The sequence below is a fragment of the Amycolatopsis orientalis genome (assembly GCF_000943515.2).
In the GTDB taxonomy this organism is placed as follows: Bacteria; Actinomycetota; Actinomycetes; order Mycobacteriales; family Pseudonocardiaceae; genus Amycolatopsis; species Amycolatopsis orientalis.
The window spans coordinates 7,128,148-7,154,384 of record NZ_CP016174.1 but is presented as its reverse complement, the minus strand read 5'-3'; the positions used below and the strand labels follow the sequence as shown (position 1 = coordinate 7,154,384).

The following is a 26,237-nucleotide window of genomic DNA, read 5'->3' as shown; positions in this document are numbered from 1 at the left end:
TTCCGGCTCGATCAGCGAAACCCGCCAGCATCCCATACGGCACCGACGGAATCCGGCGATCCGGTCTCGGCCGGGGTCAGGTTGTCCACAACACCCCACTTGTCCACAGCCTCGGGATTCGCCCCTTCCCGCCCGCCACCCCCGCTCCGTAGCGTCGTTCACGTGTTCGACCGAACCGCCCGTCCACCGGGCTCCTCCGCCAACGCCAGGCTGGCGTGGCTGGCAGCGCAGCTGTCGCCACCCACCCAGGGCCTGCCCGCGGACAGGCTCGTACGCCGCTGGGTGCCCGCCCGGTTCACGGCGGACGGGATCCCGGTGAAACGGCGGTGGCTCGCCGTGGCGGCCGTGCTGATCGCGGTGGCCGTGATCGTGACCGGCGCGGTCGCCCTGTTCGGACACCGGCCAGGGGCGGAGCCCCCACCGCCCCTGCCGTCGGCCAAGGCCGCCGGAGACGCCCCCGCCGCGGCGGTCAAGGCGCCTCTGGTGGTCAGCGTCGTCGGCCGGGTACGCAACCCCGGCCTGGTCACGATCCCTCCGGGCGCACGGGTCGCCGATGCCCTCACGGCGGCCGGTGGGGCATCGCCCGGAACGGATCTGACCGGGCTGAACCTGGCCCGGCGGCTCACCGACGGCGAGCAAGTGGCCGTCGGTGTCCCGGGACCGGCCGCGGCCGGTCCCGGGACACCACCCGGAAAGCTCGACCTGAACACGGCCACGGCCGAGCAACTCGACACCCTGCCCGGGGTCGGCGAGGTGATGGCGAAACGCGTCGTCGACTGGCGGTCCGGGCACGGTGGGTTCACCACGGTCGAGCAACTCCGCGAAGTAGAAGGGATCGGCGAAAGTAAATTCAAGAAGCTCCGGGAACTGGTGTCCGTCGGATGAACCCGTCCGCCGATCCATCCGAAGTGGACACCGCGTCGTGGCGAGGGCAGGACCTGCGGCTGATACCGGCCGCGGCGACGGCCTGGCTCGGCACTCTTTCCGGGCTGCTCGGCGGCTGGTGGATCACGATGCTCTGCGGTGGCGCCGCCGCGGTGCTCGCGATCATCGCCGGCGTCCGTGCCCACCGGACGGCGTCCCGGTGGGTGGCGGGCCTGGGTGCGCTCGCGGTTCTGGGCGTACTCACGGCCGGTCCGGTGGCGTTGCGGATCAGGGCCGCCGAACAGGACGACCTCCGTGCCGCCGCCGCACGGGGGAGCGACGCCATCGTGAGAGTGGTGGTCACCGAGCGGCCACGTCCGGTCCGCGGTGCCGGATACGCCGATCGCCGGGCAGGCACCCGCCTGGTGGTCATCGCCGCGACGGTGGACGCCGTGGTGGCTGAGGAGCGAGCGGTGGATTCGGACGGCCGGATCCTCTTGCTCGCTCCCGCCGAGGGGTGGACGGACCTGCTGCCCGGGCAGCAGGTCACCGCCTCCGGGCGGCTCGCCCCGGCCAAGGGGGCCGAACTGACGGTCGCGGTCCTCTCGGTGCGGGGCCCGCCGTCGGCCCTCGGGCAGGCGCCCTGGTGGCAGCGAGCCGCGGAAACGCTGCGCGCCGGGCTCCGGGAGCTGTGCGCCGTCCTCCCGGAGGAGCAGGCCGGTCTAGTGCCCGGACTGGTCGTGGGGGACACCAGCGCATTGGCCCCGCGGGTCGAGCGGGAGTTCACAGACTCCGGCATGTCCCATCTGATGGCCGTGAGCGGTGGGAACGTGGCGATCGTCTGCGGCTCGATCCTTCTCCTGCTGAGGGCACTCCGGATCGGGCCGCGGACATCCGCCGCCGTGGCCGCGGCGGGGCTCGCCGGGTTCGTGGTCCTCGCCGGGCCCGCGCCCAGCGTGCTCCGTGCCGGGGTGATGGGGGCGGTCGGCTTGCTGGCGCTCGCGCTGGGACGCCGGGGCTCGGCGCTGCCCGCGCTGGGCCTCGCGGTGGCCCTGCTCGTCGTGGCCGATCCCGCGATGGCCGCCGACTTCGGGTTCGCGCTGTCGGTGCTGGCCACGGCCGGGCTGGTCCTGCTGGCTCCGCGGTGGGCCGAGTGGCTGGCCGGACGTGGGGTGCCGTCCGGCTACGCCCAGGGACTGGCCGTCCCCGTGGCCGCGTTCGTGATGACGGCACCGGTCATCGCGGGTATGGCGGGCTCGGTCAGCCTCGTCTCGATCGTCACCAATGTGCTCGCCGCGCCGGTGGTCGCCCCGGCCACCGTGTTCGGCGTGCTGGCCACCGTCATCGGACCGTGGTGGCCGTCGGCGGGCAGGTCGCTGGTCCGCCTGGCCGAACCCGAGGCGAGCTGGCTCATCACCGTGGCCCGTCACGGCGCCCGAGCGCCGGGTGCGGTCGTGGAGTGGCCGGGCGGCTGGTGGGGCGGGCTCTTGGCGGCGTGCCTGCTCGCCGTGCTGCTCGTCGTCATCCGGCTGCGGCACGCCAGGATCCTGCTGGCGATCGTCTTGGCGGGCGGGCTCCTCGTCTTCGTGCCGGTGCGGGTGCTCGCTCCCACGTGGCCACCGGCGTCGTGGAGCGCCGTCGCCTGCGACGTCGGACAAGGTGATGCCGTGGTCCTCGCCACGGCCGAGCCGGGGAGGGCGGTCCTGGTCGACACCGGGCCGGAACCGGGGCCGGTCGACGATTGCCTGCGCAGGCTCGGCGTGGACCGGGTGCCGTTGATCGTGCTGAGCCATCTGCACGCCGACCACATCGGCGGTCTCGAATCCGTCTTCGAGGGCCGGTCGGTCGGTGCGGTCGCCGTCGGCCCGGGCCGCGCGCCGGCCTGGGCGTGGCAGCAGGTCGCCAAGGAGACCGCGCGCCGCGGGATTCCCTTGCTGGAGCTGAGTATCGGGCAGCGGCTGGAGTGGCCGGGGCTGTCATTGGACGTGCTGGGGCCGCGGTACGTCACGCGGCGATCGGTCCTCGAACAGGACGGCACGGTGATCAACAACGGTTCGGTCGTCCTGCGTGCCGGGACACCGGCGGGCCGGGTGCTGCTGACCGGCGACGTCGAACTCGCCGCGCAGGCCGACCTGCTGGCAGAAGGGATCGATCTGCGTGCCGAGATCTTGAAGGTGCCGCATCACGGAAGCCGTTACACGGCACCGGATTTCCTCAACGCCGTCACGCCGAGGGCCGCGTTGGTGAGCGTCGGCGCCGGGAATCCCTACGGCCACCCCAACAAGTCCACATTGGACAACCTGGCGGCCGTCGGCGCCTCGATCGCCAGGACGGACACGGACGGCGACACCGCTGTCGTCACCGACGCGCGAGGCCTCGCCCTGCAGCGCCGGGGTGAGCCCCGCGGCCCGCCTCGTTCCTGAGGCGGGCCGGCGGGAACTCAGATGCCGAGTGCGTCGCGGACAGCGTCGGCCGAGGCGCTGACGGTGGCCTTCGGGCCGACCTTGTCCTCGATCGCGTCGAGGGTCTTGAGGCCGTCTCCGGTGATCAGCAGCACGATCTCGGCGTCCGGGTCGAGCTTGCCGGTCTCGATGAGCTTCTTGGCCGTCGCCACGGTGACCCCGCCGGCGGTCTCGGTGAAGATGCCTTCGGTGCGGGCGAGCAGCCGGATGCCTTCGACGACCTCTTCGTCGGTGACGTCTTCGATCGCTCCACCGGTGCGGTTGACCACGTCAAGGACGTACGGGCCGTCGGCCGGGTTGCCGATCGCCAGCGACCGGGCGATGGTGTCCGGCTTGACCGGCTGGACGACGTCGTGGCCCGCGCGGAACGCGGCCGAGACGGGGGAGCAGCCGGTGGCCTGCGCGCCGAACACCTTGTACGGGGTTTCCTCGACGAGGCCGAGCTGCCCGAACTCGCGGAAACCCTTGTCCACCTTGGTGAGCTGGGAACCGGACGCGATCGGCACCACGATCTGCGGCGGAAGGCGCCAGCCGAGCTGCTCGGCGACCTCGAAGGCCAGCGTCTTGGAGCCTTCCGAGTAGTAGGGCCGGACGTTCACGTTCACGAACGCCCAGCTCTCCTGCTCGGCGGCGAGCTGGGTGGCGAGCCGGTTCACGTCGTCGTAGTTGCCGTCGACGGCGATCAGGTCACCGTCGTACACGGCGGTCGTGAGGATCTTGGCGCGTTCGAGGGTCTTCGGGATCAGCACGACCGACCGCCAGCCGGCGCGGGCCGCCGCGGCGGCGACCGCGTTGGCCAGGTTGCCGGTCGAGGGACAGGCGAGCACCTCGAAGCCGAACTCGCGTGCGGCCGCCAGCGCGACCGCGACCACGCGGTCCTTGAACGAGTGGGTGGGGTTGCCGGTGTCGTCCTTGACCCAGATCTTCTTGACACCCAACGCTTTCGCGAGCCTGTCGGCCTGGACGAGGCGGGTGGCGCCGGGTTCGGTGTTGGGGATCTCTTCGACGTTCGAGGGAACGGGAAGGAGTTTCTTGTAGCGCCAGATGTTCTTCGGCCCGGCTTCGATGTCCTCGCGGCGCACACGGCCGAAGTCGTAGGCGACCTCGAGCGGTGAGAAGTCCTCGGCGGAAACGAATTCGGGGGCGAGCGGCTGCCGGTGTCCCTCTTCCTTCGACACCAGTTCGACGGCCGGTCCGAGATCCGGGGTCTTGGTGGTGGAGGTCGTGCCGAGGGTTGCGGTCATCGCGAGGTCCTTTCCTCATCTGCCCCGCCGAGGCGGGCCGGAATTGGCACCGTGTTCGTCAGCTACCCCGCGATCGCGGGATGACAGGCTGACGCCGGTTGCCGGGGCTTCATCGGGCCGTTCCCTCTGCCCCTCTGGATGAGCGGTATTCGATTGTCGGCACGCGCTTGATCGCGTCGCCTCGCCAACACCGTACGACATGGGGCCGGAGTCCGGCCACCGTGCCCGGAACACATCACCGGACAAAGCACACGAGAGGACGAGTGGGAGGATCGTCCCCGTGACGACGCAAGCTTCCGCCCCATCGCCGCTGGTCCTGGTTCTCGGTGAGGAAGAGCTGCTGATCGAACGCGCGGTCCGCGCCGCTTCGGACGCGGCCAAAGCGGCCGACCCGACGGCGGACCTCACCCGGATCCGGGTGTCGGACCTCACAGTTCCCGCACTCGCGGAGATGGTCAGCCCCTCGCTGTTCGCCGAGGGCAGGGTCATCGTCCTCGAATCCGCGCACGACATCTCGCAGGAGCTCGCCGACGGGGTGATGGCCTACGTCAAGGCGCCCGCCGAGGGCATCGTGCTCGTCGTCGTGCACAGCGGAGGCGGCCGGAGCAAGGCCGCCAAGGCGCTTCCCGCGGCCTTGAAGAAGGCCGGGGCGGAGGTCGTCGAGTGCCTGAAGCTGACCAAACCCGCTGAGCGGGAATCCTTCGTCCGGAACGAGGTCCGCCGGGTGGGCGGGAAGATCGACGGCGCGGCCGTGCTCGCGCTGATCGACGCCGTCGGCTCGGATCTGCGTGAGCTGTCCTCGGCCGCGACACAGCTCGTGGCGGACGCCGGGGGGACGGTGGACGAGCAGGCTGTCCGCCGCTACCACCGGGGCCGCGCGGACGTGAACGGGTTCGCCGTCGCGGAGAAGGCCGTCGCCGGCGACAAGGCGGCGGCCCTGGAGTCACTGCGCTGGGCGATGCAGCTGGGTGTCCCGCACGTGCTGGTCGCGGACGCCCTCGCCGACGCCGTCCGGACGATCGCGCGGGTGTCCGGCGCCGGGCGCGGGAACCCGAACCAGATGGCGGGCGAGCTGGGGATGCCGCCGTGGAAGGTGCGCAAGGCCCAGGGGCAGGCACGCGGCTGGGGTCAGGACGGTCTCGCCACCGCGATGCGGATCGTCGCCCGGCTCAACGCCGAGGTCAAGGGAGTCGCGGCCGACCCGGAGTACGCGCTGCAACGCGCCGTCCTGGAGGTCGTCGACGCCCACGGCACCGGCCGCTGAACATGACGAAGGGCCCCGGCGACTCGCGTCACCGGGGCCCTTCGCGAGGCAGATCAGAGAGAGTTCGCGCGCTTCGCGAGCGCGGACTTCTTGTTGGCGGCCTGGTTGGCGTGGAGAACGCCCTTGGTCACGGCCTTGTCCAGCTTCTTGGCCGCGTCCTTCTGCAGCTCCAGGGCCTTGGCCTTGTCGCCGGAGTCGGCGGCCTCGCGGAACTTGCGGATCGCGGTCTTCACCGAGGACCGGATCGCCTGGTTGCGCTGACGCGCCTTCTCGTTGGTGGTGATGCGCTTGATCTGCGACTTGATGTTGGCCACGGGGGCACTCCTTCTTGATCTCTCGGTGGTTTCACCGCCGCGCTGTGACCGGCCCTGCGCGCTCGGAAGCGGCGCGGGTTTCCTCCATGACGGAATGCCACACGGCGGTGAAGGGCCAGCTTAACAGCCGTCCCCGGGCCGATCGCGGCCGCCTCCGGACGTGCGATTGCGGTACGGTGAAGATCGCAGTGCCTAGGGTTCCGCCGCTTGCCCGCCCAGCGAAGCACACAATCAGGGCAGGCGGGTCAGGTCCGAGCGGCACCATCGGCGGAGCCGGAAGCGCCGCCGTTCATCTGACGGGACAAAAGCCTGGAGGACCGGGTTTTCCGCATGCGCGGGAAACGTGAAAGGTCCACAGTGAACGCCACCGCTCTGTCCTTGGTCCTCGCCGCCGCCGTCATCCACGCCGGCTGGAACCTGGCCGCCAAGCGGATCCGCCGCGGCGGGGCCCGGTTCGTCTGGGCCTACTACAGCCTCTCCGCGGTCATGCTCATCCCCGTCATGGTGATCTCGCTGGCCGTGGAACCGCAGCGTCCACAGTGGACTTGGCTGCTCGCCTCGGCGGTCACGGCGGTGCTGCACGTCACCTACGGCGTCGTCCTCCAGCGGGGGTACGCCGTCGGCGACCTGTCCGTCGTATACCCCCTCGCCCGCGGTACCGGGCCGCTGATCTCGGTGCTCGCGGCCGTGGTGCTGCTCGGTGAGCGGCCGGGCCCGCTCGGCCTGGTGGGTGCCTTCCTCGTGGTCGGAGGGGTGCTGGTCATCGGTACCGGGCGCGCTCCGGCGCACGCCGACGCCGCGGACCACGCCGCCCGGCGCAAGGGCGTGGCGTACGGCCTGCTGACCGGGCTCACGATCGCCGCCTACACGCTGTGGGACGCGCATTCGGTCACCGGTCTCGGCGTGCCCCCGATCGTCTACTTCGGATCGGGGGCGATCGTGCAGAGCTTGCTGATGGCTCCGTACGCGCTGAAGGACCGCGAAGAGGTCTCGTGGCTCTGGCGCGAGCACAAGCGCGAAATCGTCCTCGTCGGCGTGCTCTCCCCGGTCGCCTATCTGCTGGTCCTCTACGCCCTCCAGCTCGCTCCCGTGAGCCTCGTCGCACCCGCGAGGGAGCTGAGCATCGTCCTGGGCGGGCTGGCCGCCTGGCTGGTGCTGGGGGAGGCCAACGCCGTCCGCAGGCTGCTGGGTTCGGTGGTGGTGCTGGCCGGCATCACCGCGATTGCGATGGCGTGAACGCATCCGGTAGGGATTGAGCCATGGACGTGCTGAGCAGCAGGGTGCTGATCCACCCGAAGGATCCCGACGTGTCGACGGCGTTCTATCGGGACACCCTGGGCCTGGCGATCGACAAGGAGTTCCCCGGCGGAACGGTGTTCTTCGCCGGGAACGGGTCGATCGAGATCGTCGGAACCGGGGAAACCGGCCCGACGCCTGACGTCGCCTTGTGGCTACAGGTCCGGGATCTGCCCGCGGCGCTCAAGGAACTCGCCGCGAAGGGGCTGGAGCCGGTTCGCGAAGCGCGCCGTGAACCGTGGGGCCTGGACGAGGCGTGGATCGCCGACCCGGACGGCACCAGGATCGTGCTGGTCGAGGTGCCACGTGAGCATCCCTTGCGCACCGACCCACGTTAGGCCGTGGGTTCGACCGAGTGGGGTTTGATCGCGCGGAGCTGAGCGGCCAGGGACGCGCCGAACCCGGGCGGATCCCAGGTCCAGGTCTGGAGGTCGGTGAAGCCGGCCGCGGCCGCTTCGTCGGCCAGTTCGTGCCGGGACACCGGCAGCCACTTCTCGTGCGACGACAGCAGCAGCCTGCCGCCGGGCCGCAGCACACGGAACAACTCGGCGAACCCGGCCGCCCGGTCCTCCCACAGCTGCACGTTGTTGACGCTCAGGACCACGTCGACGCTCTCGTCCGGCTCACCCGTGGAGTCCGCCGTGCCACGGCGCAGCTCCACCTGGTCGCCGCACCGGCGGCGGGAGCGGGCGAGCATCTCCTCCGACGGGTCGACGCCGATGGCGCGGCCGGCGCGTTCGGCGGCGGCCTGCAGGCCGACACCTGGGCCGGGACCCACGACGAGGGCGGTTTCCCCGGATTCGATCGACGCCAATTCGACGACGCGAAGTTCGGTGGCGGCGTTGCCGTGCGCCATCGCCAGGCCACCGAACCGGCCGAGCAGTCCTCTGGGATGGCCGAACGTGCGATCGAGCATTTCGGTCAGTGATGAACTCATACTTCGAGGGCACCACAGCTCGCCAAGGCCCGCATCGGGGATGACCCCCACTCCCACCCGGAGCGGCATGGGAGCATAGAGCTGGCACACCCCGACCTTCGCGAGGAAACCCGTTGACGACGTTCGCCGACACCACGTTCACGCCCCCGGAGCTCATCCGGAACTTCTGCATCATCGCGCACATCGACCACGGCAAGTCGACCCTGGCCGACCGGATGCTGCAGCTCACCGGCGTGGTCGAGGAGCGGGCGATGCGCGCGCAGTACCTCGACCGGATGGACATCGAGCGGGAACGCGGCATCACGATCAAGGCTCAGAACGTGCGGCTGCCCTGGAAGGTCGACGGTCAGGACCACGTCCTGCACATGATCGACACCCCTGGGCACGTCGACTTCACGTACGAGGTCTCTCGCGCGCTTGAGGCGTGCGAAGGAGCCGTTCTGCTGGTCGACGCCGCTCAGGGCATCGAGGCGCAGACACTGGCCAACCTGTACCTCGCGCTGGAGAACAACCTCCAGATCATCCCGGTGCTCAACAAGATCGACCTGCCGTCGGCCGATCCGGACAAGTACGCGGCCGAGATCGCGCACATCATCGGCTGCGAGCCTTCGGACGTGCTGCGGGTATCCGCCAAGACCGGCGTCGGAGTCGGCGACCTGCTCGACGCGGTGGTGAAGCAGGTGCCCGCACCGCAGGGTGACGCCGACGCCCCGGCACGGGCGATGATCTTCGACTCGGTGTACGACACCTACCGGGGCGTCGTGACCTACATCAGGGTCGTCGACGGCAAGATCACGCCGCGCGAGCGGATCAAGATGATGTCCACCGGCGCCACGCACGAACTCCTCGAGGTCGGGATCATCTCGCCGGAGCCCAAGGCCAGCAAGGGGCTGGGTGTCGGTGAGGTGGGTTACCTCATCACCGGGGTGAAGGACGTCCGGCAGTCGAAGGTCGGTGACACCGTCACCTCCGAGCGCCAGGGCGCGAAGGAGCCGCTCGCCGGTTACCGCGAGCCGAAGCCGATGGTCTACTCCGGGCTGTACCCGGTGGACGGTTCGGACTACCCGGACCTGCGCGAGGCCCTGGACAAGCTCCAGCTCAACGACGCCGCGCTCGACTACGAGCCCGAGACGTCGGTGGCGCTCGGCTTCGGCTTCCGCTGCGGTTTCCTCGGCCTGCTGCACCTGGAGATCACCCGCGACCGCCTGGAGCGCGAGTTCGGTCTCGACCTGATCTCCACCGCGCCGAACGTGGTCTACGACGTGGTGCTGGACGACGGCAAGGAAATCCACGTCACCAACCCCTCGGACTGGCCGACCGGGAACAAGATCGACAAGGTGCTCGAACCGGTCAGCAAGGTGAGCATCCTGGCGCCGTCGGAGTTCATCGGCACGATCATGGAGCTGTGCCAGAACAAGCGCGGTCAGCTGCTCGGGATGGACTACCTGTCCGAGGACAGGGTCGAGCTGCGGTACAACCTGCCGCTGGGCGAGATCATCTTCGACTTCTTCGACACGCTGAAGTCGCGTACGCGTGGCTACGCCTCGCTGGACTACGAAGAGGCAGGGACGCAGGCGGCGGACCTGGTCAAGGTGGACATCCTGCTGCAGGGCGAAGGTGTCGACGCGTTTTCCGCGATCGTGCACAAGGACGACGCCTACAACTACGGCAACCGCATGGTGAACCGGCTTCGTGAGCTGATCCCGCGGCAGAACTTCGAGGTGCCGATCCAGGCCGCCATCGGCGCCCGCATCATCGCCCGCGAGACCATTCGCGCGATCCGCAAGGACGTGCTCGCGAAGTGTTACGGCGGTGACATCTCGCGTAAGCGCAAGCTGCTGGAGAAGCAGAAGGAAGGCAAGAAGCGGATGAAGACCGTCGGCCGGGTCGAGGTCCCGCAAGAGGCCTTCGTCGCCGCACTGTCCACAGAGGACAACACCAAGAAGAAGTAGACGGCACCCGGAAAAGGCCGCCCGACGCGTTGTCGGGCGGCCTTTTCCATGTCAGCTGTTCCCGGTGACGCGGTTCGCGGTGACGAAGACCGCGACACGGCGTTCGGCGGCCATCACACGGTCGTATTCGTCCCAGTCGTCGTGGGTCCCCGTCGCCGCGATGAAGACGTCGCGCAGCAGCCGGGGGAGACCGGCCGGATCGAAATCCGGGTCCGGGTCGTCAGGGCCGATGAGGTGGACTTCGCCCTGGACCGCCGCCCATTCCCAGCCGCGGCGGAAGGTGATCGTGGCGTGGCCCGCGCGGCGGAACAGCGCGAGTTTCTTCGCCCCGCCGATCGCGACGAAGGCGACTCCCGGCGCCTTCGTGACCGGGTCTTCGATCACCCCGGCGTTCACCACCGACGAGTGCACGGTGCCGTCCGCGCGGACCGTCGAGACGGTCGCGAGTCCGTTTTCACGCAAGGAAAGAGTGCGGACGAATCCGAGGTCTGCGGCCATGGATCCACCGTAACCCGCCCGGCCCGGTGAAGGGGCCGAGCGGGCCGGTGGCGATCAGCAGGTGCCGTTGTCGCGCCAGACGCCCCATTGGCCGCCCGCGCCCGGTTCCTCGCCCTGTGTCCACCACTGCGCGGTCCATTTGTGCCCGTTGTGGGAGACGGTCGCCCCGCCGGTGTAGACGGCGGCGCGGTCCCACGCCGGGAGCGAGCAGGAGCCAGGGTTGCCGGACCCGGTCTCCCAAGGCACCTGGCCCGACGCGTAGTAGCCGATGCCCTGCGCCTGCCAGCGTGGAGCCTGGGCGCCGAGGCGCGTCCGGAAGGCGTTCCAATCGTGCGTCGACCACGGAGACCAGCCGAGTTCGGCGTGCGCCGGGAGCCTCGGGAAGGCGAGGTAGTCGATGTTCGCCGGGGTCACCACGGTTTCGGTCCACAGCGGGGATTCGACGCCGCGAACGGCGGACTCGGGCACGCCGGAGAGGTAGGCGCCCGGGTTCCAGTTGTAGGCGTCCTGGACCTCGATGTAGCCCGCCCACGAGAGCCCGATCGGCGTGCTGGAGTTGTACTTCATGTCCAGGTACGCCTTGTTCGCCGGCGACAGAATCACCTTGCTGCCGCGCGCGACCGCGTTAGAGACCTCCGTGCTGGACGTCGTCGTCCCCCAGAACTGCGGGGTCGCCGTCGCGGGCAGGGTGGCCTTGCCGATCTCGTGCCAGCCGACGACCTGTTTCCCGGCGGCCGCCACCATGGGCAGCACACGGTTCATGAAGGTGCGGTAGTCCGCGTCGCTGGTGGCCTGGGCCTCGTCACCGCCGAGGTGGAAGTACGGCCCTGGCGTCAGCGCCGCGATCTCCCGGATGACGTCGTTGACGAAGGTGTAGGTGATCTCCTTCGAGATGCAGAGCGAGCTGTAGCCGACCGCGGTGTCGGTGCGCAGCGGGGGAGCGGTGTTGTTGCAGTTCAGCTCCGCGTAGGAGGCCTGGGCGGCGTTGGTGTGCCCCGGCATGTCGATCTCCGGGATGATCGTGATGAACCGCGAAGCCGCGTAGTTCACGATCTCGGTGTACTGCGCCTTCGTGTAGTAGCCACCGGCGCCGCCGCCGACCTGGGTGCTGCCGCCGTAGGTGGCCAGCCGTGGCCAGCTGTCGATCTGGATCCGCCAGCCCTGGTCGTCGGCCAGATGCAGGTGCAGGTTGTTGATCTTGTACTGCGCCAGCTGATCGAGGTACCGTTTGACCGTCGCGACCGGGTGGAAGTGCCGGGCGACGTCGAGCATCGCGCCGCGGTAGCCGAAGCGCGGGTAGTCCAGGATGTCGGCGCCCGGGATCGGCCAGGGGCCCGCCTGCACCGTGGGGCTCTCGATCTTGCCGGGCAGCAACTGCCGCAGTGTCTGGACACCGCCGAAGAGTCCTTGCGCGGTCGTCGCGCGCAGGACGACCGAAGCGGACCTCGAACTCAGTTGGTAGCCCTGGTCACCGACGCTGGGGTTGGCACCGGACAACAGAAGCGAGATGCCGTCGGCGGGGGTGCCCGACGGCGCGTCCGAAACGGGCAGGGCGAAGCCGGTGGACTTGCGCAGGACGTCGGCGAGGTAATCGCCGACAGCCTTGGCAGGCGCCGAACCGGCCTGGGTGTAGATCTTCGTGTTCGCGGTCAGAGTGTGGTCGGAGCCCGCGACGGCTTGGGCCGAGACCGGCGCGGGGACGATCGCCTGCAGTGGCGGGGTGGCCGCGCCGGCGACGGGGGCGGCCGCGGTGGTGACGCCGGCGAGCAGCGCCACCCCGACGAAGGCGCGGCCCAGCCGTGCTTTCCAGTTCTTCACCAGGGCCTCCTGGGGGACGGGAGACGTGACGCTCGTCACGACCGGTCCGATCGTCGCATTTTCGCCCATAAAGGTCTAGACCACCAAGGAGGAAGCTTGACGTGACTCGCACGTCACATTCCGTGTCGTGGTGAGAGGACTATCGTCGGAAGCGTGTTCGAAGACCTGCGTTTCCCGGTGATCGCGGCTCCCATGGCCGGTGGGCCGACCACTCCCGAACTCGTGGCCGCGGTGACCGCGGCGGGCGGCTTCGGATTCCTGGCCGGGGGCTATCTGAGCGCCGATGCCCTCGCGGACCGGATCGCCAAGACGGCCGAACTCACGGGTGAGCCGTTCGGGGTGAATCTCTTCGTCCCGGGTGGCGCCGCCGAGACCGACCTCGGTGGCCATATCGGGCGCTGGCGTGCGGAAGCCGAGCGCCACGGTGTCGAACCCGGCGAGCCACGCTGGGATGACGACGCCTACACCGCGAAGCTCGAGGTGGTGCTGGAGCGGAAGGTGCCGGTCGTTTCCTTCACCTTCGGCGTTCCGTCGCCGGAGGACGTCGGGCGCCTGCACGCCAACGGGAGCGAAGTGGCCGTCACGGTCACCAACCCGGCGGAAGCCGAACGGGCGATAGCGGTCGGCGCGGACGCTCTCGTGGTCCAGGGCTTCGAGGCCGGAGCGCATCGAGGGCTTTTCGCTGACGAGCCCGAGGCCGAAGGCGGGGGACCGCAGTACGGCGTGCTCAGCCTGCTTCGCCTGGTTTCGGCGCGTACGGACTTGCCGCTCGTCGCGACCGGTGGGCTCGTGCACGGCGCGGATATCGCAGCGGTGCTGGCGGCAGGCGCGGTCGCGGCTCAGCTGGGCACCGCGTTCCTGAGGGCGGACGAGGCCGGGACGCAGCCCGCGCACCGGCAGGCGCTGGCGAACGGAGGCAGGCCGACAGCGTTCACCAGGGCGTTCAGCGGTCGTCCCGCGCGCTCCTTGGTCAATCGTGCGGTCGCGGACTTCTCGGCCACGGCGCCGTCGGCGTATCCGGAGGTCAACAATCTGACCAAACCGATCCGCGCGGCGGCGGGCAAGGCGGGGGACGCGGAGATCATGTCCCTCTATGCCGGGCAGACCTACGAACTCGCGGGCTCCGGCCCGGCGGCGTCGATCGTCGAACGCCTCCAGGCCGAAGCCCGCGAAGCCGCTACGCGGTTGAGTCGTCTCCGCTGACCTGCTTCGCGTCGCCGTTGTTCGCGTTCAACGCGGAGTGACGGCGGCTGTAGGCGAAGTAGATGATCAGGCCGAGGCCGAACCAGGCCGCGAACCGCAGCCAGGTGTGGTAGTTCAGGAACGTGATCAGCCAGATCGAGAAGACGACGCCGATGATCGGCACGACCGGCATGCCCGGGGTCTTGAAGGACCGCGGCAGGTCGGGCTGCTTGTAGCGCAACACGATCACCGCGACGCAGACGACCACGAACGCGAGCAGGATGCCGATGTTGGTCAGTTCGGCGGCTTCGCCGATCGGCAGCAGGCCCGCGATGACCGCGGACGCTATGCCGAGCACCCACGTCATCCGGCTCGGCACCTTGCGCACCGGGTGGGTCTTGCCGAACCACTTGGGCAGCAGGCCGTCGCGGCTCATCGAGTAGCCGACCCGGCTCGCGCCCATGAGAAAGGTGAACAACACCGTGGTGATGCCGATGATCGCGCCGACCGCGATGATAAGGCCGAGCCACTTCATCCCGATCCCCGCGAAGGCACTGGAGAACGCGGCTTCGCTGTCGATGTCCTTGTAGTTGACCATGCCGGTCAGGACCAGGCATGCCAGCACGTAGAGCACCATCGAGATGGCGAGCGAGTAGATGATCGCCTTCGGCATGTGCTTTTGGGAGTCGGTCGATTCCTCGGCCGCGGTGGACATGGCGTCGTAGCCGAAGACCGCGAAGAACACCGTCGCCGCGCCCGTGAAGGCACCACTGAGACCGAACGGGAAGAAGTTCGAGTAGTTGTCGGTGTTGATGTGGAAGACGCCGACCACGATCACCAGCAGGACCAGGCCGACTTTGAGGTAGACCAGCAGCGTCTCGAACCGGGCCGCGTTCTTCATGCCCTGGTTGAGGATGAAGGCGATCAGCAGGCACAGCAGCACGGCGAACAGGTTGATCTTGTACGAGCCGGATGCGACGTCGGCCTTCTCGGTGCCCGGAGCACCCAGCATCCACAACGGAAGCTTGATGTCGAGATAACCCAGCAACTCGTTGAAGTAGCCGGAGATGCCGATCGCGACCACCGCCACGATGGCCGTGTACTCCAACAGCAGGTCCCAGCCGATGAACCAGCCGACGATCTCGCCCAGCACGGTGTAGCCATAGGTGTAGGCGGAACCGGCACGGGGGATCAGCCCGGCGAATTCGGCGTAGGAGAACGCGGCCGCCGCGCTGGCGATCCCCGCGATGAGGAACGAGATGAGCACGGCGGGGCCGGCCTTCTCGTTCGCGACCGCACCGGCCAGGGAGAAGATCCCCGCGCCGATGATGCCGCCGACGCCGATCGCGGTCAGCTGGCGGAGCCCCAGCGTGCGGTGCAGCCCGCCGCCGTTGTCACTGAGTTCTTGGATCTGATCGATCGGTTTGCGTCGGAATATCCCGGTTCCCGAGCCCAGACTGCGCGGTGCGGACATCGTCGTCTCCCAACAGGTTGTGCCTTCGGACTGGGTCGCAGTCCGAGTGGGAGACTAAGCTGTGTCCTCCGAGTGGGTGAACAGGGTGTCCCGTGTCGGGGCGGTTCGTGCACTATGCGTCGCTGGTTTGCCTCGGCTTGTGAGCGTGACTTTCTTTCGCGCGCTGAGTCAGCGCGACCGCCAAGGAGACAAGAACGACGCCCGCGATCTCCCAGCCGGTGAGGAACCGTCCGAAGAACGCCCAGTCCAGCAACGCTGTGACCGGTGGAACGCAGTAGAACAAGCTGGTCACCTTGGTGGCTTCACCTTTGCCGATCATCAAGTACAGCAGCGCGGTCGCTCCGACGGACACGACCAGGACCATCCATCCCACCGCGGCGACGAGCTCGAAGTTCGCCTGCGCGCTCACGGTTCCTGTGGTGAGGGCGACAAGGGCGTAGACGACGGCACTGATGGTGCTTTGCAAAGCCAGGGAGGCCCACACCCCGACGCCGACCGTGCGAGCCTGCACCAGCGTTCCCGCCGTGATGCCGATCAGTGCCGCGATGGAGAACACGACGCCCAGCACGCTGCCGACCTCACTCAGGTCGATTCCCGACGCGGAGGTGACCACGACCCCGGCGAAGCCCAGCGCCAGACCCGCGTACAGGGTGGGGTCGTAGCCGGGGCGGGTCAAGATCGCGGTGAGGACCGGTTGGAACCCGACCAGCACCGCGACCACTCCCGCCGGCGCCCCCGTCCCCAATGCCAGGAAGAAGAATCCCTGGTAAAACACCTGAAGTAGGAGTGCGACAGCGATCAAGCGTGCCCACTGTCCCCGGCGAGCGGGCAGTCGATCACGCACGCCCAGCCACACCAGCCAGGAGATCGCGGCCGCGCCGACGGCGCGTAACAGCAGAAACGTCACCACCGAAGAGTGCTCGAGGCCGTACAGCACGGCGATCGCGCCGCTGGCCCACATGAGCACGAACGCTATCGGAGCGCCGACCTTGAGCCAGCTGACACGGGATGGAGATGCGACTTCGGGCATCGGTAGCCGGTTCTTCCGCTTGGGTGGGGAGACCCGGGAAAACGGGTCTCCCCACTTCGAGGTGGGTCAGGCGACGGCGAGGAGCCGCTCACCGAGGGCGCGCTGACCGATCATGTAGTCGCGTACCCCCTCCGCTCTCGCTACCAACGTCGCGTCGTCGGCCAGGTGGCAGGCTTCGATGAACCACGTATAGGTCTCGGCGGCAGGCACGTCGTACCGGTAATGCACCCGCGACATCAAGAACAAGATGTCTTTGAAGTTGTCCTTGTCGATGACCTCGCCGAGTCGGACGAGCTTGTTGCGATGTTCGTCGGTGAATGGCTTCCTGGCCACGATATCTGGCTTCAAGGCAGGCTGATAGAACGATTTTTCGGAGAAGATTTGATCTTCCGTGAAGGGTCCGTCGAAAGCGAAGTCGACGCACAAGGACTGCCTGCTGTTCGAGGAGAAATTGACCGCAGAATGCGGGGCGGCGGCGTCGAGGTACCAGATCTCGCCCGGATGCATGTGGATAACGGTGTCGTCATCGGAATGGAAGGCGGATTCGTTGTCTTCGAGGACCATGAACGTGCGGAAGTACTGGTCGTTGTCCTTGTCCAGCTCGATGAAGTCCCGGTGCGGGATGACCATGGCGTCCACCAGGTTGCGGGCTCGAGCCATCTTGACGATCTTCGGGTCGAAAACCGTTCGGATCAGTTCGTCCAGGTAGGGTGCTTTGGTGGCGTGCGCTGTCGGCTTCGCCGCTCCCTGGATGTCCCGATACATGGTGTCGTCCGCCTCGCCGCTGGAGTTCCAGAGCGAAAGGTTCTTCCAGTATCCGGAGCTGAATTCGTCGTACTCTTCCTCGACACGTGGAATCGCGGCCAGTGCTTCAAGGTCCTGTTGAAGTCTGGCCCTGTCCAGTTCGACTTTGCCCACGATATGAGAGCGCACCGATTTCCTCCCGGTAAGTTCGTACTTTTCGGACTTGTGCGCGGCGACTTCATCGCACAGCTGTCTGAGTGCGATTTCCTGCTGGGTGGGTGCGGTTCTTTATATCACCGCTCGAAACCCTTGCGATAATGCTCGTTTCGAATGACGGTATGCTTGGCGGTTATGGGGGTTGAGTTCAGGCACCTGGAAGCGTTTCTCGCGGCAGCCGAGGAGGGCAGTATCAGTCGCGCGGCGCGACTGTTGAGGGTGACCCAGCCCGCCCTGTCGCGGACGCTTTCCCAGCTCGAACAGCAGGTAGGAGCCACGTTGCTGCGCCGGTCGGCAAAAGGGGTGGAACTCACCGCCGCGGGAATGGCCTTCCGGGCAAAGGCGACACAGGCCGTCAACGCGTTTACCGAGGCCGTATCAAGCCCGTTCGACGCCCCGAGGCCGTTACGAGTGGGGCATGCCTGGGCGGCACTGGGGCGATTCACCACGAATCTGATCCAGCGATGGCGGGTCGAACACCCGGAATACCCACTGCAGCTGCGACAGGTCGATGACCTCTACGTCAAGCTGGACGAGGCTGTCATCGACATCGCCGTGGTGAGGGGACAGCGGCCAGGGTCGCGATACCGGCACGAGCTGCTCTATCGGGAGGCACGTCTGGCCGCGGTCCCCGCTCAGCATCAGCTGGCGAACCGTCGATCGGTGACTCTCGGGGAGCTGGTCCCGTACGACCTGGTCGTCAACACCGCTTCCGGGACGACCGAGCCCTACCTGTGGGAAGAGAACCGGCGACCCGCCGTCACGGTCGAGGTGGCCACCGTCGACGACTGGTTGAGCAACATCGCGGCCGGGGCAGGACTCGGAATCACGCCGGACCCGAGCAGCCAGCTGTATCAGCGCCCCGAGATCGTCTACGTTCCCCTCAGCGACGCTCCCCCTGTCACCGTATATCTGGCTTGGCCGCCGCACTCCTCACATCCCGCACTCCGCGACTTCCTCGCCATCGCCAGGGCACTGGTCGGATAACGGGAGAGCGCACCTATCCGGCGACAGTGTCCTCGCTCACTTCGGCCGCCACGCGAGCGGCGATCTTCGACGGCCTGGACGCGCTGGCGGAGAAGTACGTCAGCAACTCGGAGATCTCGATGGGGTCGTCGAGCTGGGGGCAGTGTCCCCAGTCTTCGCGCACCATCAGCCTGCTGTGCGGGACCAGCGCGTGCAGCTGCCGTCCGGAGGCGGCGCTGACCAGCTTGTCCTTACCGCAGACGACCACCAGGAGCGGGACGCGGATCTCTTCGAGCCGGTATGCGTCCGTCAGCTCTTCGACGAGTTGCCTCGCCTGTTCGAGCCGGCTGGTGGTGGAGCGGTAGTCCGGGAACAGCGACGTGAACCGGCGGACCTGCTCGGCGTCCGCGGCGGTGGCGTTCGCGTAGAGCAGCCGGGGCACGACCTGCTCGGCGACGGCGCGGACGACGAAGCCGGGGATCGGCAGCGGCAGGGCCGAGTACATCCGCAGCGGCAACGGATAGCGCGCCACGGTGCGGATCAGCCAGCTGTCCACGAAACCAGGGGCGGCGATCGACACCACGCCCGCGACCGGCAGCCGGTGGTTCTCCGCGGCGCGCAGGCTCATCGTGCCGCCGAGCGAGTTCCCGGCGAGCACCACTGTGCCGAGTACGGCCTGCTCCTTGATCACGGCCGCGGCGAAGGCGTCCAGCTGCGGGAGCATCGGGCCCGGCCGCAGCGGCTGAGCGTCACCGAATCCGGGCAGATCGACCGCGACCGCCGGAACACCGGCGGCCGCGAGCAGCTCCAGGACGGGGCGCCAGGTGTCGGCGCTGTCGCAGTAGCCGTGCAGCAGCACCAGCCTCGGTGCCGTCGGCTTCGCGTGTCCGCGTGCGGTGGCCCGCTTGCCGAGCACCCGCCGCGGCGCGCGGTCGGCGGGTTCCACCGGCTGCGGTCCGACTTCGAGCACTCTGGTGCGTACGCCGGCGTAGCGCCGGAAGGAGACCCGGATGGGGTCGGCGTCGGTGCTGTTCCGGCCCCCGGGGTCCGCCGGTTCGGGCCGCTGCGATGCGGTCATACCTCAAGGCTAACCGCGAGAGGTCGGATTTTGGTCGAACTTTGGTCGTGAAAAGCTCGCTGAGTCATAACGTTCTTGACACTTGACAAGACCGCAAAATGGTTGTTTGACCTGCGTGGACCGCGCGGACGTGCGCTCATGTGCGCGCTTGATCGCGGTGAGGGGGAGGACTCACCCCTCCGATCAATGCGTGAAAACCACCTTGCCCGAAGTTTCCCCGTCGAGCATGTTCTTAAACCCGGTCTCGGCTTCCGTGAACGGCAGTTCGGCGCCGATATGCGGACGGACGCCGGTGAGTTCCAGATAGGCGAGGAGATCGTTCAGTTCGTCCCTGGTCCCCATCGTCGAACCCGCGATACGCAGTTGCAGAAAGAACACACGCTGCAACTCCGCGTGAGCGTCCGGACCGCTGGTCGACCCGGAAACGACGATGATGCCGCCCGGTTTGAGCGACTTGACCGAGTGTGACCACGTCGCCTTGCCCACGGTCTCGAAGACCGCGTCCACCCGCTCCGGCAGCCGCGCACCGGACTCAAAGGTCTGATGTGCGCCCAGATTCTCGGCCAGCGCACGCTTTTCTTCGCTACGCCCGGTCACCCAAACCCGGAATCCGGCCGCACGCCCGAGCTGGATCAGCGCCGTCGAGACACCGCCGGAGGCACCCTGGACGAGCATCGTCTGCCCCGGCCGCAGCCCGGACTTCACGAACAGCATCCGGTAGGCCGTCAGCCACGCCGTGCCCATGGTCGAGGCTTCCGCGAAGCTCAGCCCGGCCGGCTTCGGCACGACGTTCCGCGCCGGGACGACGACCTGCTCGGCGAAGCTGCCCTGGTGTTTCTCGGTCAGCAGGGTGCGCTTCGGGTCGAGGGTGTCGTCGCCCTGCCAGCCCGGCGCGTTGATCACCGAGTGGAGGACGACCTCGGTGCCGTCGTCGAGGGTGCCCGCGCCGTCGCAGCCCAGGATCATCGGGAACTGCTCGGGTTTGATGCCGACCCCGCGCAGCGTCCACAGGTCGTGCATGTTGAGGCTGGCGGCCTTGATGGCGACACGCACCCAGCCCTCGGGTACTTCGGGCTCGGGTCGCTCGCCGATCACGAGCGAGTCCAGCGGCTTTTCGGCGTTGGGTTCGGAAGCGTAAACGGCGAACATGTCAGCAACCTACATGGCCTGACCGGTGGTGGCAGAGGCCGCGAGCGTAGGCTCACAGTGTGTTCAACGGGCTTGCTGACTGGTGGGACGGCGTCGAGCTGTGGCTCGCGCAGGCCCCGTTCCCCGTGCAATTCGTGCTGGTCATGGCGGTCGTGGTGCCGCTGTGCCTGGTCGCGGCCTGGCTGCTGGACACCGCCTTCGGCAAGGTCGCCCGGCTCTTCGGCACGGCCCGCGATGCGAACGACTCCGACCGGTCCTCCTAAGCTGGCGCACCATGTTCAACCGTAGGCGGATCACCGCCGCCCTGATCGGGCTGATCGTGCTGGTGCTCGCCGGCTGGTTCGTCAAGGACGGCATCAGCGGTGACGACACGAAGAGCACCTCGGCTCCGGCGAGTTCGTCCGCTTCGCCCGCGCCGTCGGGCGAGGCCGCGGCGAGCCGGGCCAAGGGCAAGGTCGCGGGCGAGGAGTCCGGACTGCCGGTCAAACCGCTCACCGGGCTGCCCCCTCAGGCGTCGGAAACCTGGCGCCTCATCAAGGCCGGCGGGCCGTACCCGTATCCGCGCAATGATGACGTCCCCTTCCAGAACCGGGAGAAGGTCTTGCCAGCCAAGGACTCCGGCTACTACCGGGAGTACACGGTCAAGACGCCGGGCAGCCCGGATCGCGGCGCCCGGCGGCTGGTGACCGGCTCGGCCAAGGAGCTGTACTACACCGAAGACCACTACAAGTCCTTCGTCGTAGTGGACACCAGCCGATGAGCGACGTGGAGAAGAGCGAGGCGGACAAGGCCTTCGCGCGGGGCGCGCGCCCGCATCTGATCGAGGGCGGCCGGACGGTCGACAAGGCCACCACGCTCGACGCGATCGCGGAGGCCCTGTCGTTCCCCGAGTACTTCGGGAAGAACCTCGACGCGCTCTACGACTGCCTGACCGACCTGTCCTGGCTCCCGGCGGGGGAGCATGTGCTGATCTGGTCCGGTTCCTCGCTGCTCAGGGAGCGTGATCCCAAGGCCTACCTGGCGATCCGCAGCGTGCTTTCCGACGCGCAGCGGGCGCTGGGGCCCTCCGGTGACCGAAGGGACTCCCGGCGCCTCACCGTCGTCCTGCCGGACTAGCCTTCGGGCACCCAGTTCGGCTTGCGCTTCTGCGCGAAGGCCGTGATGCCCTCCTGGCCCTCTTCGCTCGCGAAGAAACCGACGGACAGCTTGTTCATGGCCTCGAAGCCCTCACTCGGCGTCGCGGGGCGAGGCTTGCTCAGCAGTTCCTTCGTCGCCGCGAGCGCCTTCGGGCCGCCGAGGGCGAGCGCCTTGACGTAGCGGGCGACCTCGCCGTCGAGTTCTTCGGCCGGGACCGCCGAGTTCAGCAGGCCGATCTCGACGGCCCGCTTCGCGTCGAAGGTGTCGCCGGTCAGGAACAGTTCGTGCGCGGCACGGGCGGTGAGCCGGGGCAGCACGGTGAGCGAGATGATGGCGGGCACGACGCCGATCCGCACCTCGGAGAAGGCGAAGGTCGCCTCGTGGACGGCGACGGCGATGTCGGTCGCGGCCACCATGCCGATGCCGCCCGCCCGCGCGGGGCCCGCCAGCTTCGCCACCACCGGCTTGGGGCTGGTCCACAGCTGCTCGAGGATCTTGGGGAACTCGTTGACGCCCTGGTCGCCCGCGCCGGCCCCGCGGGCCTCCTTGAGGTCCATCCCGGCGCAGAACACCGGGCCGGTGTGGGTGAGCACGATGACCCGTACCGCGTCGTCCGCCCGTGCCTTGTCCAGCGACTCGCTCAGCTCACGGCGGAGCTGGGCGGAGAGCGCGTTGCGGTTGTGCGGGGAGTCCAAGGTGATCGTGGCGGTGCCGCCCACCACGTCGTAGTGCACCAGTTCGTCAGCCATGGCCACACCTTCGCACAGCCCGGTCAGACCGGGCAGTGGCCTGCGCCACCATGCTCCGATGGTGGCGCAGGCGCGGTTCAGCCGATCGTCGTCGTGGTGAAGGTCGGGCTCGGGTTCGGGAAACAGGACGTCGGCGCCGAGACGTCGAAGCCCGCGCTGACCACCGCGGTGAAGGTCAGCCCCGGGTCGCCGTAGCCGGTTCCTCCCAGCTTCGTTTCGATGCTGCCGGAGGTGCCCGCGGTGAGATGCGCGGTCACGGTCGGCAGTTCGAACGTCGAGCCGCCCGCGATCGGGCCGGGGAAGCTCAGCGTCGCGACGCTGTCCGAGACGGTGATCTTCGGCGGCGTCGAGCCGATGCCGGAGCCGCCGGTGAGGTCGGCGCCCACCCAGGTCGAGTTCGCCGGGATCGGGATCTTCAGTGCGAAGTCCTTGATGTGCTTGACCTGGTAGCCGCTGACCTCGGCCGGGACGGTGTTGGCCGCCGGGTCGATGACGACGTCGAGTGCGGCGCCGGGGGCGACGGTGGCCGGCGCGGTGACGTCGGCGTCCTGGTTGAGCTTGAGGTACTTGTTGCCGACGAGCGGCGGTTTCGCCTCGCAGTCGAAGACGACGGTGGTCGCCGCCGAAGCCGGTGCGGCGAGGCCGGCGAGCGGGACGAGTACGGCCGAGGCGCAGACGAGGGCACGGATGGCAGCCTTCATGTTCCACCTACCTGGGGGTTCGATGGGGAGAAAGGGAGCTGCGCAGCGTTTAGAGAGTTACCGGCAAGTTAAGTAACCCGTCAAGAAATCTCTGTTCCCATACGCGAGGCGTCACGGAACTGGGAACAAGACCCTCCGAAGATCGGTATCAAGCGCCCGAACGGGACAGGCCGCGCTACTGTGCCGATAGAGGGATCAGGCGGCGAGCCGGGCCGCGGCGGCCGAGTAGCGTTCCAGGACGAGACCCGCGATCCGCGGATCCGGGCCCAGTGGTCCGGCGACGATCACCGACGGGTCGGCTTCGCGGGCCAGGCGCGCGATCCGGTCCGGCAGCAGTCCCGGCGCGAGGAACCAGCCCGCGACAGCGAGCCGACGGGCGCCGTTGAGCCGCAGCCGCGCGATGGCGGCGGGTACGTCCGGCTGGGCGGCGCTGGCGAAGGCGGGGGTCGCGAGGAGCCCGCGCCGCAGGTGCCAGCGGGTGGTGATCCCGGCGACCGCGTCGTTCGCCGCGACGTTCGACGAGCCGACGCCCGCGAGCAGGACGCCCAGTTCCGGGTCGTCCAGATCGGCGCCGGCCTCGGTGAGCCGGTCCAGTGCGACCGTCTCGATGAGCGGATCGATGCCCAGCACCCCGGAGACGCGCACGTCGAAGCCAGGGCAGTCCGCGGTCACCTCGGCGACGAGCGCGGGCAGATCGACCCGGGCGTGGTAAGCCACGCCGAGCAGCAGCGGCACCACGACGACCTCGCGATGCCCCTCGGCGTACAGCCCCCGCAGGGCATCGGTGAGCAACGGCTCCGAGAGGTCCAAAAAGGACTCCCGGAGATCGAGACCCGGTGCCTGCCCACGGGCGACGTCGAGCAGCGCGCGGATGGTCGCGGCGGACCGCGGATCGCGGCTGCCGTGCGCGACGGCGACCAGTGGCGGAGTGCGGCTTGGGGTCATGCGAACCTTTCGCCGACGAGTCCGGCGGCGAGGGTGTCGCCGTCCTTCGGGTCGATGACCAGGAACGCGCCCGTCCGCGGGCTGACCCCGTAGTCGTCCACACCGATCGCCTCGGCCAGCCGCAGGGTCACCCGGCCGATGTCGTTCAGCTCCAAGGTGGCCGGATCGTCCACACTGGACAGGGTCTGCTCGTCGAAGCGGGCGTGGAGTTCGCCGACGATGGCCTGCACCGTCCGGGTCCCGTGTTTCACCAGCACCCGCGCGCCCGGCTTGAGCGCCTTGGCCGAGAGCCAGCACAGGGTCGCGGCGATCTCGTCGGTCACCTCCGGCTGCCGGTCGGCGGCGGCGATCAGGTCCCCGCGCGAGATGTCGAGGTCGTGGGCGAGCAGCAGTGTCACCGAGGCGCCCGCCACTGCCTCGGCGAGCGGCCCGTCGGCGGTGTCGATGCCCTCCACCCGGCTGCGGAGTCCTTGTGGGAGCACGACGATCTCGTCGCCCGGCCGGACGGTGCCCGCCGCGATCTGCCCGGCGTACCCCCGGTAGTCGGGGTGGTCGGCCGTCCTCGGCCGGATCACGTACTGCACCGGGAAGCGGAACGGCGAATCGTGTGGATCCGGCGCCACCGGAACGGTTTCCAGGTGTTCGAGCAGGGTCGGGCCCAAGTACCAAGGCGTCTTGTCCGACCTCTCCGCGACGTTGTCGCCCACCAGCGCCGAAACCGGCACCGCGAGCACGGAACCCCGCTCGTAGCCCAGCGACGCGGCGTGTCCGGCGAACTCCTCGGCGATCACGGTGAACGTCGCTTCGTCGTAGCCGACGAGGTCGATCTTGTTCACCGCCAGCACCAGGTTCGGGACGCCCAGCAGCGCGAGTACCGCGGCGTGACGGCGGGTCTGCTCGATGACGCCCTTGCGCGCGTCGACCAGCAGCACGGCCAGTTGCGCGGTGGACGCGCCGGTCACCGTGTTCCGCGTGTACTGCACGTGGCCGGGGGTGTCCGCGAGCACGAAGCTGCGCTTCGGGGTCGCGAAATACCGGTACGCCACGTCGATCGTGATGCCCTGTTCGCGTTCCGAGCGCAGGCCGTCCACGAGCAGTGAGAGGTCCGGTGTGGACAGTCCTTTGTCGACACTGGCGCGGGTGACCGCGTCCAGCTGGTCGGCGAGGACGGATTTCGTGTCGTACAGGAGCCGCCCGACCAGGGTCGACTTCCCGTCGTCCACACTGCCCGCGGTCGCGAGCCTGAGGAGGCTGGACATCAGAAGTACCCTTCCCGCTTGCGGTCTTCCATCGCCGCCTCCGACATCCGGTCGTCGGCGCGGGTGGCGCCGCGTTCGGTGAGCCGGGAGGCCGAGACCTCGGCGATGACCTCGTCCACCGTGGCGGCGGTCGATTCGATGGCACCGGTGCACGAACCGTCGCCGACGGTCCGGTAGCGCACGGTCAGTTCGCGCACTTCCTCGCCCGGCCGCGGGCCGCCCCACGGGCCTTCGGCCAGCCACATGCCGTCACGCTGGTAGACCTCGCGCCGGTGCGCGTAGTAGATCGACGGCAGTTCGACCTTCTCCCTGGCGATGTAGTTCCAGACGTCCGCCTCGGTCCAGTTGGACAGCGGGAAGACGCGGACCTGCTCGCCAGGGCGGTGACGGCCGTTGTAGAGATTCCACAGTTCCGGCCGCTGCCGCCGCGGCTCCCACTGGCCGAACGCGTTGCGGAGACTGAAGATCCGCTCCTTGGCGCGGGCGCGTTCCTCGTCGCGGCGCCCGCCGCCGAAGACGGCGTCGAACTTGTTCTCGGCGATCGTGTCGAGCAGCGGCGTGGTCTGCAGCGGGTTGCGCATGCCGTCGGCGCGTTCTTCGAGCCTGCCGTCGTCGATCCAGTCCTGCACCTTCGCCACGACCAGCCGGAGCCCGTGCTGCTCGACCACGCGGTCGCGGAAGTCGATGACCTCGTCGAAGTTGTGCCCGGTGTCCACGTGCAGCAACGGGAACGGCACCGGCGCGGGCCAGAACGCCTTGATCGCCAGGTGCAGCAGGAGCGTGGAGTCCTTGCCGCCGGAGAACAGGATCACCGGCCGGTCGAACTCGCCCGCCACCTCGCGGAAGATGTGGATGGCCTCGGATTCCAGCGCCGCCAGGTTGTCGGTGGCGATGGGGGTCCGGGGGGAGCCCCCGGAAAGCACAGTGGCCGCTGGTTCGAGCGTGGTCATGTCGTCCC

General features: G+C 68.7%; 26 protein-coding genes and 1 riboswitch. Of the genes, 11 read left to right on the top strand and 15 right to left on the bottom strand.

What is annotated here, in order from left to right; translation table 11 throughout:
* The first annotated feature begins 162 nt into the window (after window positions 1-162).
* Together SD37_RS31085 and SD37_RS31080 are read left to right on the top strand one after the other, a co-directional pair.
* Window positions 163-885: a ComEA family DNA-binding protein gene (locus SD37_RS31085; protein ID WP_044855994.1), complete on the top strand. Its 723-nt coding sequence runs from the start codon at window positions 163-165 to the stop codon at window positions 883-885.
* Complete coding sequence (locus SD37_RS31080) at window positions 882-3,287, top strand: ComEC/Rec2 family competence protein (protein WP_044855995.1); 2,406 nt, start codon at window positions 882-884, stop codon at window positions 3,285-3,287. The genes SD37_RS31085 and SD37_RS31080 overlap by 4 nt, the downstream gene beginning before the upstream one ends.
* Window positions 3,288-3,304: 17 nt before the next feature.
* On the opposite strand, the gene thrC is transcribed toward SD37_RS31080, so the two are convergent.
* Window positions 3,305-4,570 carry a threonine synthase gene (thrC, locus tag SD37_RS31075; protein ID WP_037310646.1) on the bottom strand — a complete coding sequence of 422 codons (1,266 nt, stop codon included), beginning with the start codon at window positions 4,568-4,570 and terminating at the stop codon, window positions 3,305-3,307.
* 12 nt (window positions 4,571-4,582) lie between these two features.
* Window positions 4,583-4,715: riboswitch (SAM riboswitch) on the bottom strand.
* 135 nt (window positions 4,716-4,850) lie between these two features.
* Between thrC and holA the strand changes: the two genes are divergently transcribed.
* Complete coding sequence (holA, locus tag SD37_RS31070; RefSeq protein WP_044855996.1) at window positions 4,851-5,834, top strand: DNA polymerase III subunit delta; 984 nt, start codon at window positions 4,851-4,853, stop codon at window positions 5,832-5,834.
* Between the two features lie 53 nt (window positions 5,835-5,887).
* On the opposite strand, the gene rpsT is transcribed toward holA, so the two are convergent.
* Entirely contained in the window at window positions 5,888-6,148 is a 261-nt protein-coding gene (rpsT, locus tag SD37_RS31065; RefSeq protein WP_037310642.1) for a 30S ribosomal protein S20, read from the bottom strand.
* Window positions 6,149-6,478: 330 nt separating this feature from the next.
* Here rpsT and SD37_RS31060 point away from each other — a divergent pair, with 330 nt between their 5' ends.
* Entirely contained in the window at window positions 6,479-7,384 is a 906-nt protein-coding gene (locus SD37_RS31060) for an EamA family transporter (RefSeq protein WP_044855997.1), read from the top strand.
* Between the two features lie 23 nt (window positions 7,385-7,407).
* Window positions 7,408-7,782, top strand: a complete 375-nt coding sequence (locus tag SD37_RS31055) for a VOC family protein (protein ID WP_044855998.1) — start codon at window positions 7,408-7,410, stop codon at window positions 7,780-7,782.
* On the opposite strand, the gene SD37_RS31050 is transcribed toward SD37_RS31055, so the two are convergent.
* Window positions 7,779-8,381, bottom strand: a complete 603-nt coding sequence (locus tag SD37_RS31050) for a class I SAM-dependent methyltransferase (protein ID WP_044855999.1) — start codon at window positions 8,379-8,381, stop codon at window positions 7,779-7,781. The two genes, SD37_RS31055 and SD37_RS31050, sit on opposite strands and share 4 nt — an antisense overlap.
* Before the next feature lie 113 nt (window positions 8,382-8,494).
* Between SD37_RS31050 and lepA the strand changes: the two genes are divergently transcribed.
* Window positions 8,495-10,333 (top strand): translation elongation factor 4, encoded by a 1,839-nt coding sequence (lepA, locus tag SD37_RS31045; protein WP_037310633.1) that lies wholly within the window; start codon window positions 8,495-8,497, stop codon window positions 10,331-10,333.
* Window positions 10,334-10,384: 51 nt separating this feature from the next.
* Here lepA and SD37_RS31040 read toward each other — a convergent pair whose 3' ends face one another.
* Window positions 10,385-10,831 (bottom strand): pyridoxamine 5'-phosphate oxidase family protein, encoded by a 447-nt coding sequence (locus SD37_RS31040; protein ID WP_044856000.1) that lies wholly within the window; start codon window positions 10,829-10,831, stop codon window positions 10,385-10,387.
* 54 nt (window positions 10,832-10,885) lie between these two features.
* Window positions 10,886-12,649: a family 20 glycosylhydrolase gene (locus SD37_RS31035; RefSeq protein ID WP_044856054.1), complete on the bottom strand. Its 1,764-nt coding sequence runs from the start codon at window positions 12,647-12,649 to the stop codon at window positions 10,886-10,888.
* Between the two features lie 153 nt (window positions 12,650-12,802).
* On the opposite strand from SD37_RS31035, the gene SD37_RS31030 reads away from it, so the two are divergent.
* Window positions 12,803-13,852, top strand: a complete 1,050-nt coding sequence (locus SD37_RS31030) for a nitronate monooxygenase (RefSeq protein ID WP_044856001.1) — start codon at window positions 12,803-12,805, stop codon at window positions 13,850-13,852.
* Here the strand turns inward: SD37_RS31030 and SD37_RS31025 are convergent.
* The 3 genes from SD37_RS31025 to SD37_RS31015 all read right to left on the bottom strand — a co-directional run bounded on the left by SD37_RS31025 (window position 13,827) and on the right by SD37_RS31015 (window position 17,253).
* On the bottom strand, window positions 13,827-15,305 hold the full coding sequence (locus SD37_RS31025; RefSeq protein ID WP_044856002.1) for an amino acid permease: 1,479 nt from the start codon (window positions 15,303-15,305) through the stop codon (window positions 13,827-13,829). The genes SD37_RS31030 and SD37_RS31025 overlap by 26 nt on opposite strands.
* A 112-nt stretch (window positions 15,306-15,417) precedes the next feature.
* Window positions 15,418-16,335, bottom strand: a complete 918-nt coding sequence (locus tag SD37_RS31020) for a DMT family transporter (RefSeq protein ID WP_044856003.1) — start codon at window positions 16,333-16,335, stop codon at window positions 15,418-15,420.
* Between the two features lie 66 nt (window positions 16,336-16,401).
* Window positions 16,402-17,253, bottom strand: coding sequence for an aspartyl/asparaginyl beta-hydroxylase domain-containing protein (locus tag SD37_RS31015; RefSeq protein ID WP_236725155.1), 852 nt, complete (start codon window positions 17,251-17,253; stop codon window positions 16,402-16,404).
* A gap of 156 nt (window positions 17,254-17,409) precedes the next feature.
* Here SD37_RS31015 and SD37_RS31010 point away from each other — a divergent pair, with 156 nt between their 5' ends.
* A complete protein-coding gene (locus SD37_RS31010; protein ID WP_335622494.1) occupies window positions 17,410-18,282 on the top strand; it encodes a LysR family transcriptional regulator in 873 nt (290 codons plus the stop codon).
* Window positions 18,283-18,295: 13 nt separating this feature from the next.
* On the opposite strand, the gene SD37_RS31005 is transcribed toward SD37_RS31010, so the two are convergent.
* Both SD37_RS31005 and SD37_RS31000 read right to left on the bottom strand, forming a co-directional pair.
* Window positions 18,296-19,339, bottom strand: a complete 1,044-nt coding sequence (locus SD37_RS31005) for an alpha/beta hydrolase (protein WP_044856005.1) — start codon at window positions 19,337-19,339, stop codon at window positions 18,296-18,298.
* A gap of 183 nt (window positions 19,340-19,522) precedes the next feature.
* A complete protein-coding gene (locus tag SD37_RS31000; RefSeq protein WP_044856006.1) occupies window positions 19,523-20,488 on the bottom strand; it encodes a quinone oxidoreductase family protein in 966 nt (321 codons plus the stop codon).
* A gap of 59 nt (window positions 20,489-20,547) precedes the next feature.
* Here SD37_RS31000 and SD37_RS30995 point away from each other — a divergent pair, with 59 nt between their 5' ends.
* From SD37_RS30995 to SD37_RS30985, 3 genes are read left to right on the top strand one after another with little or no spacing between them, the layout of a single operon-like run.
* Window positions 20,548-20,751 (top strand): hypothetical protein, encoded by a 204-nt coding sequence (locus tag SD37_RS30995; protein ID WP_044856007.1) that lies wholly within the window; start codon window positions 20,548-20,550, stop codon window positions 20,749-20,751.
* A gap of 11 nt (window positions 20,752-20,762) precedes the next feature.
* The gene (locus SD37_RS30990; RefSeq protein WP_044856008.1) at window positions 20,763-21,248 is read left to right on the top strand and encodes a guanyl-specific ribonuclease; all 486 of its coding nucleotides are present in this window, start codon (window positions 20,763-20,765) and stop codon (window positions 21,246-21,248) included.
* Window positions 21,245-21,604, top strand: coding sequence for a barstar family protein (locus SD37_RS30985; protein ID WP_044856009.1), 360 nt, complete (start codon window positions 21,245-21,247; stop codon window positions 21,602-21,604). Before SD37_RS30990 ends, SD37_RS30985 begins: the two co-directional genes overlap by 4 nt.
* Here the strand turns inward: SD37_RS30985 and SD37_RS30980 are convergent.
* The 5 genes from SD37_RS30980 to cysD form a co-directional block, all read right to left on the bottom strand.
* A complete protein-coding gene (locus SD37_RS30980) occupies window positions 21,601-22,374 on the bottom strand; it encodes an enoyl-CoA hydratase-related protein (protein WP_044856010.1) in 774 nt (257 codons plus the stop codon). The two genes, SD37_RS30985 and SD37_RS30980, sit on opposite strands and share 4 nt — an antisense overlap.
* A 77-nt stretch (window positions 22,375-22,451) precedes the next feature.
* Window positions 22,452-23,075 (bottom strand): hypothetical protein, encoded by a 624-nt coding sequence (locus SD37_RS30975; RefSeq protein ID WP_044856011.1) that lies wholly within the window; start codon window positions 23,073-23,075, stop codon window positions 22,452-22,454.
* 195 nt (window positions 23,076-23,270) lie between these two features.
* On the bottom strand, window positions 23,271-24,020 hold the full coding sequence (locus SD37_RS30970; RefSeq protein WP_044856012.1) for a sirohydrochlorin chelatase: 750 nt from the start codon (window positions 24,018-24,020) through the stop codon (window positions 23,271-23,273).
* On the bottom strand, window positions 24,017-25,279 hold the full coding sequence (locus SD37_RS30965) for a sulfate adenylyltransferase subunit 1 (RefSeq protein WP_044856013.1): 1,263 nt from the start codon (window positions 25,277-25,279) through the stop codon (window positions 24,017-24,019). Before SD37_RS30965 ends, SD37_RS30970 begins: the two co-directional genes overlap by 4 nt.
* Window positions 25,279-26,229, bottom strand: coding sequence for a sulfate adenylyltransferase subunit CysD (gene cysD / locus SD37_RS30960; protein WP_037310594.1), 951 nt, complete (start codon window positions 26,227-26,229; stop codon window positions 25,279-25,281). The genes SD37_RS30965 and cysD overlap by 1 nt, the downstream gene beginning before the upstream one ends.
* Window positions 26,230-26,237 lie beyond the last annotated feature (8 nt).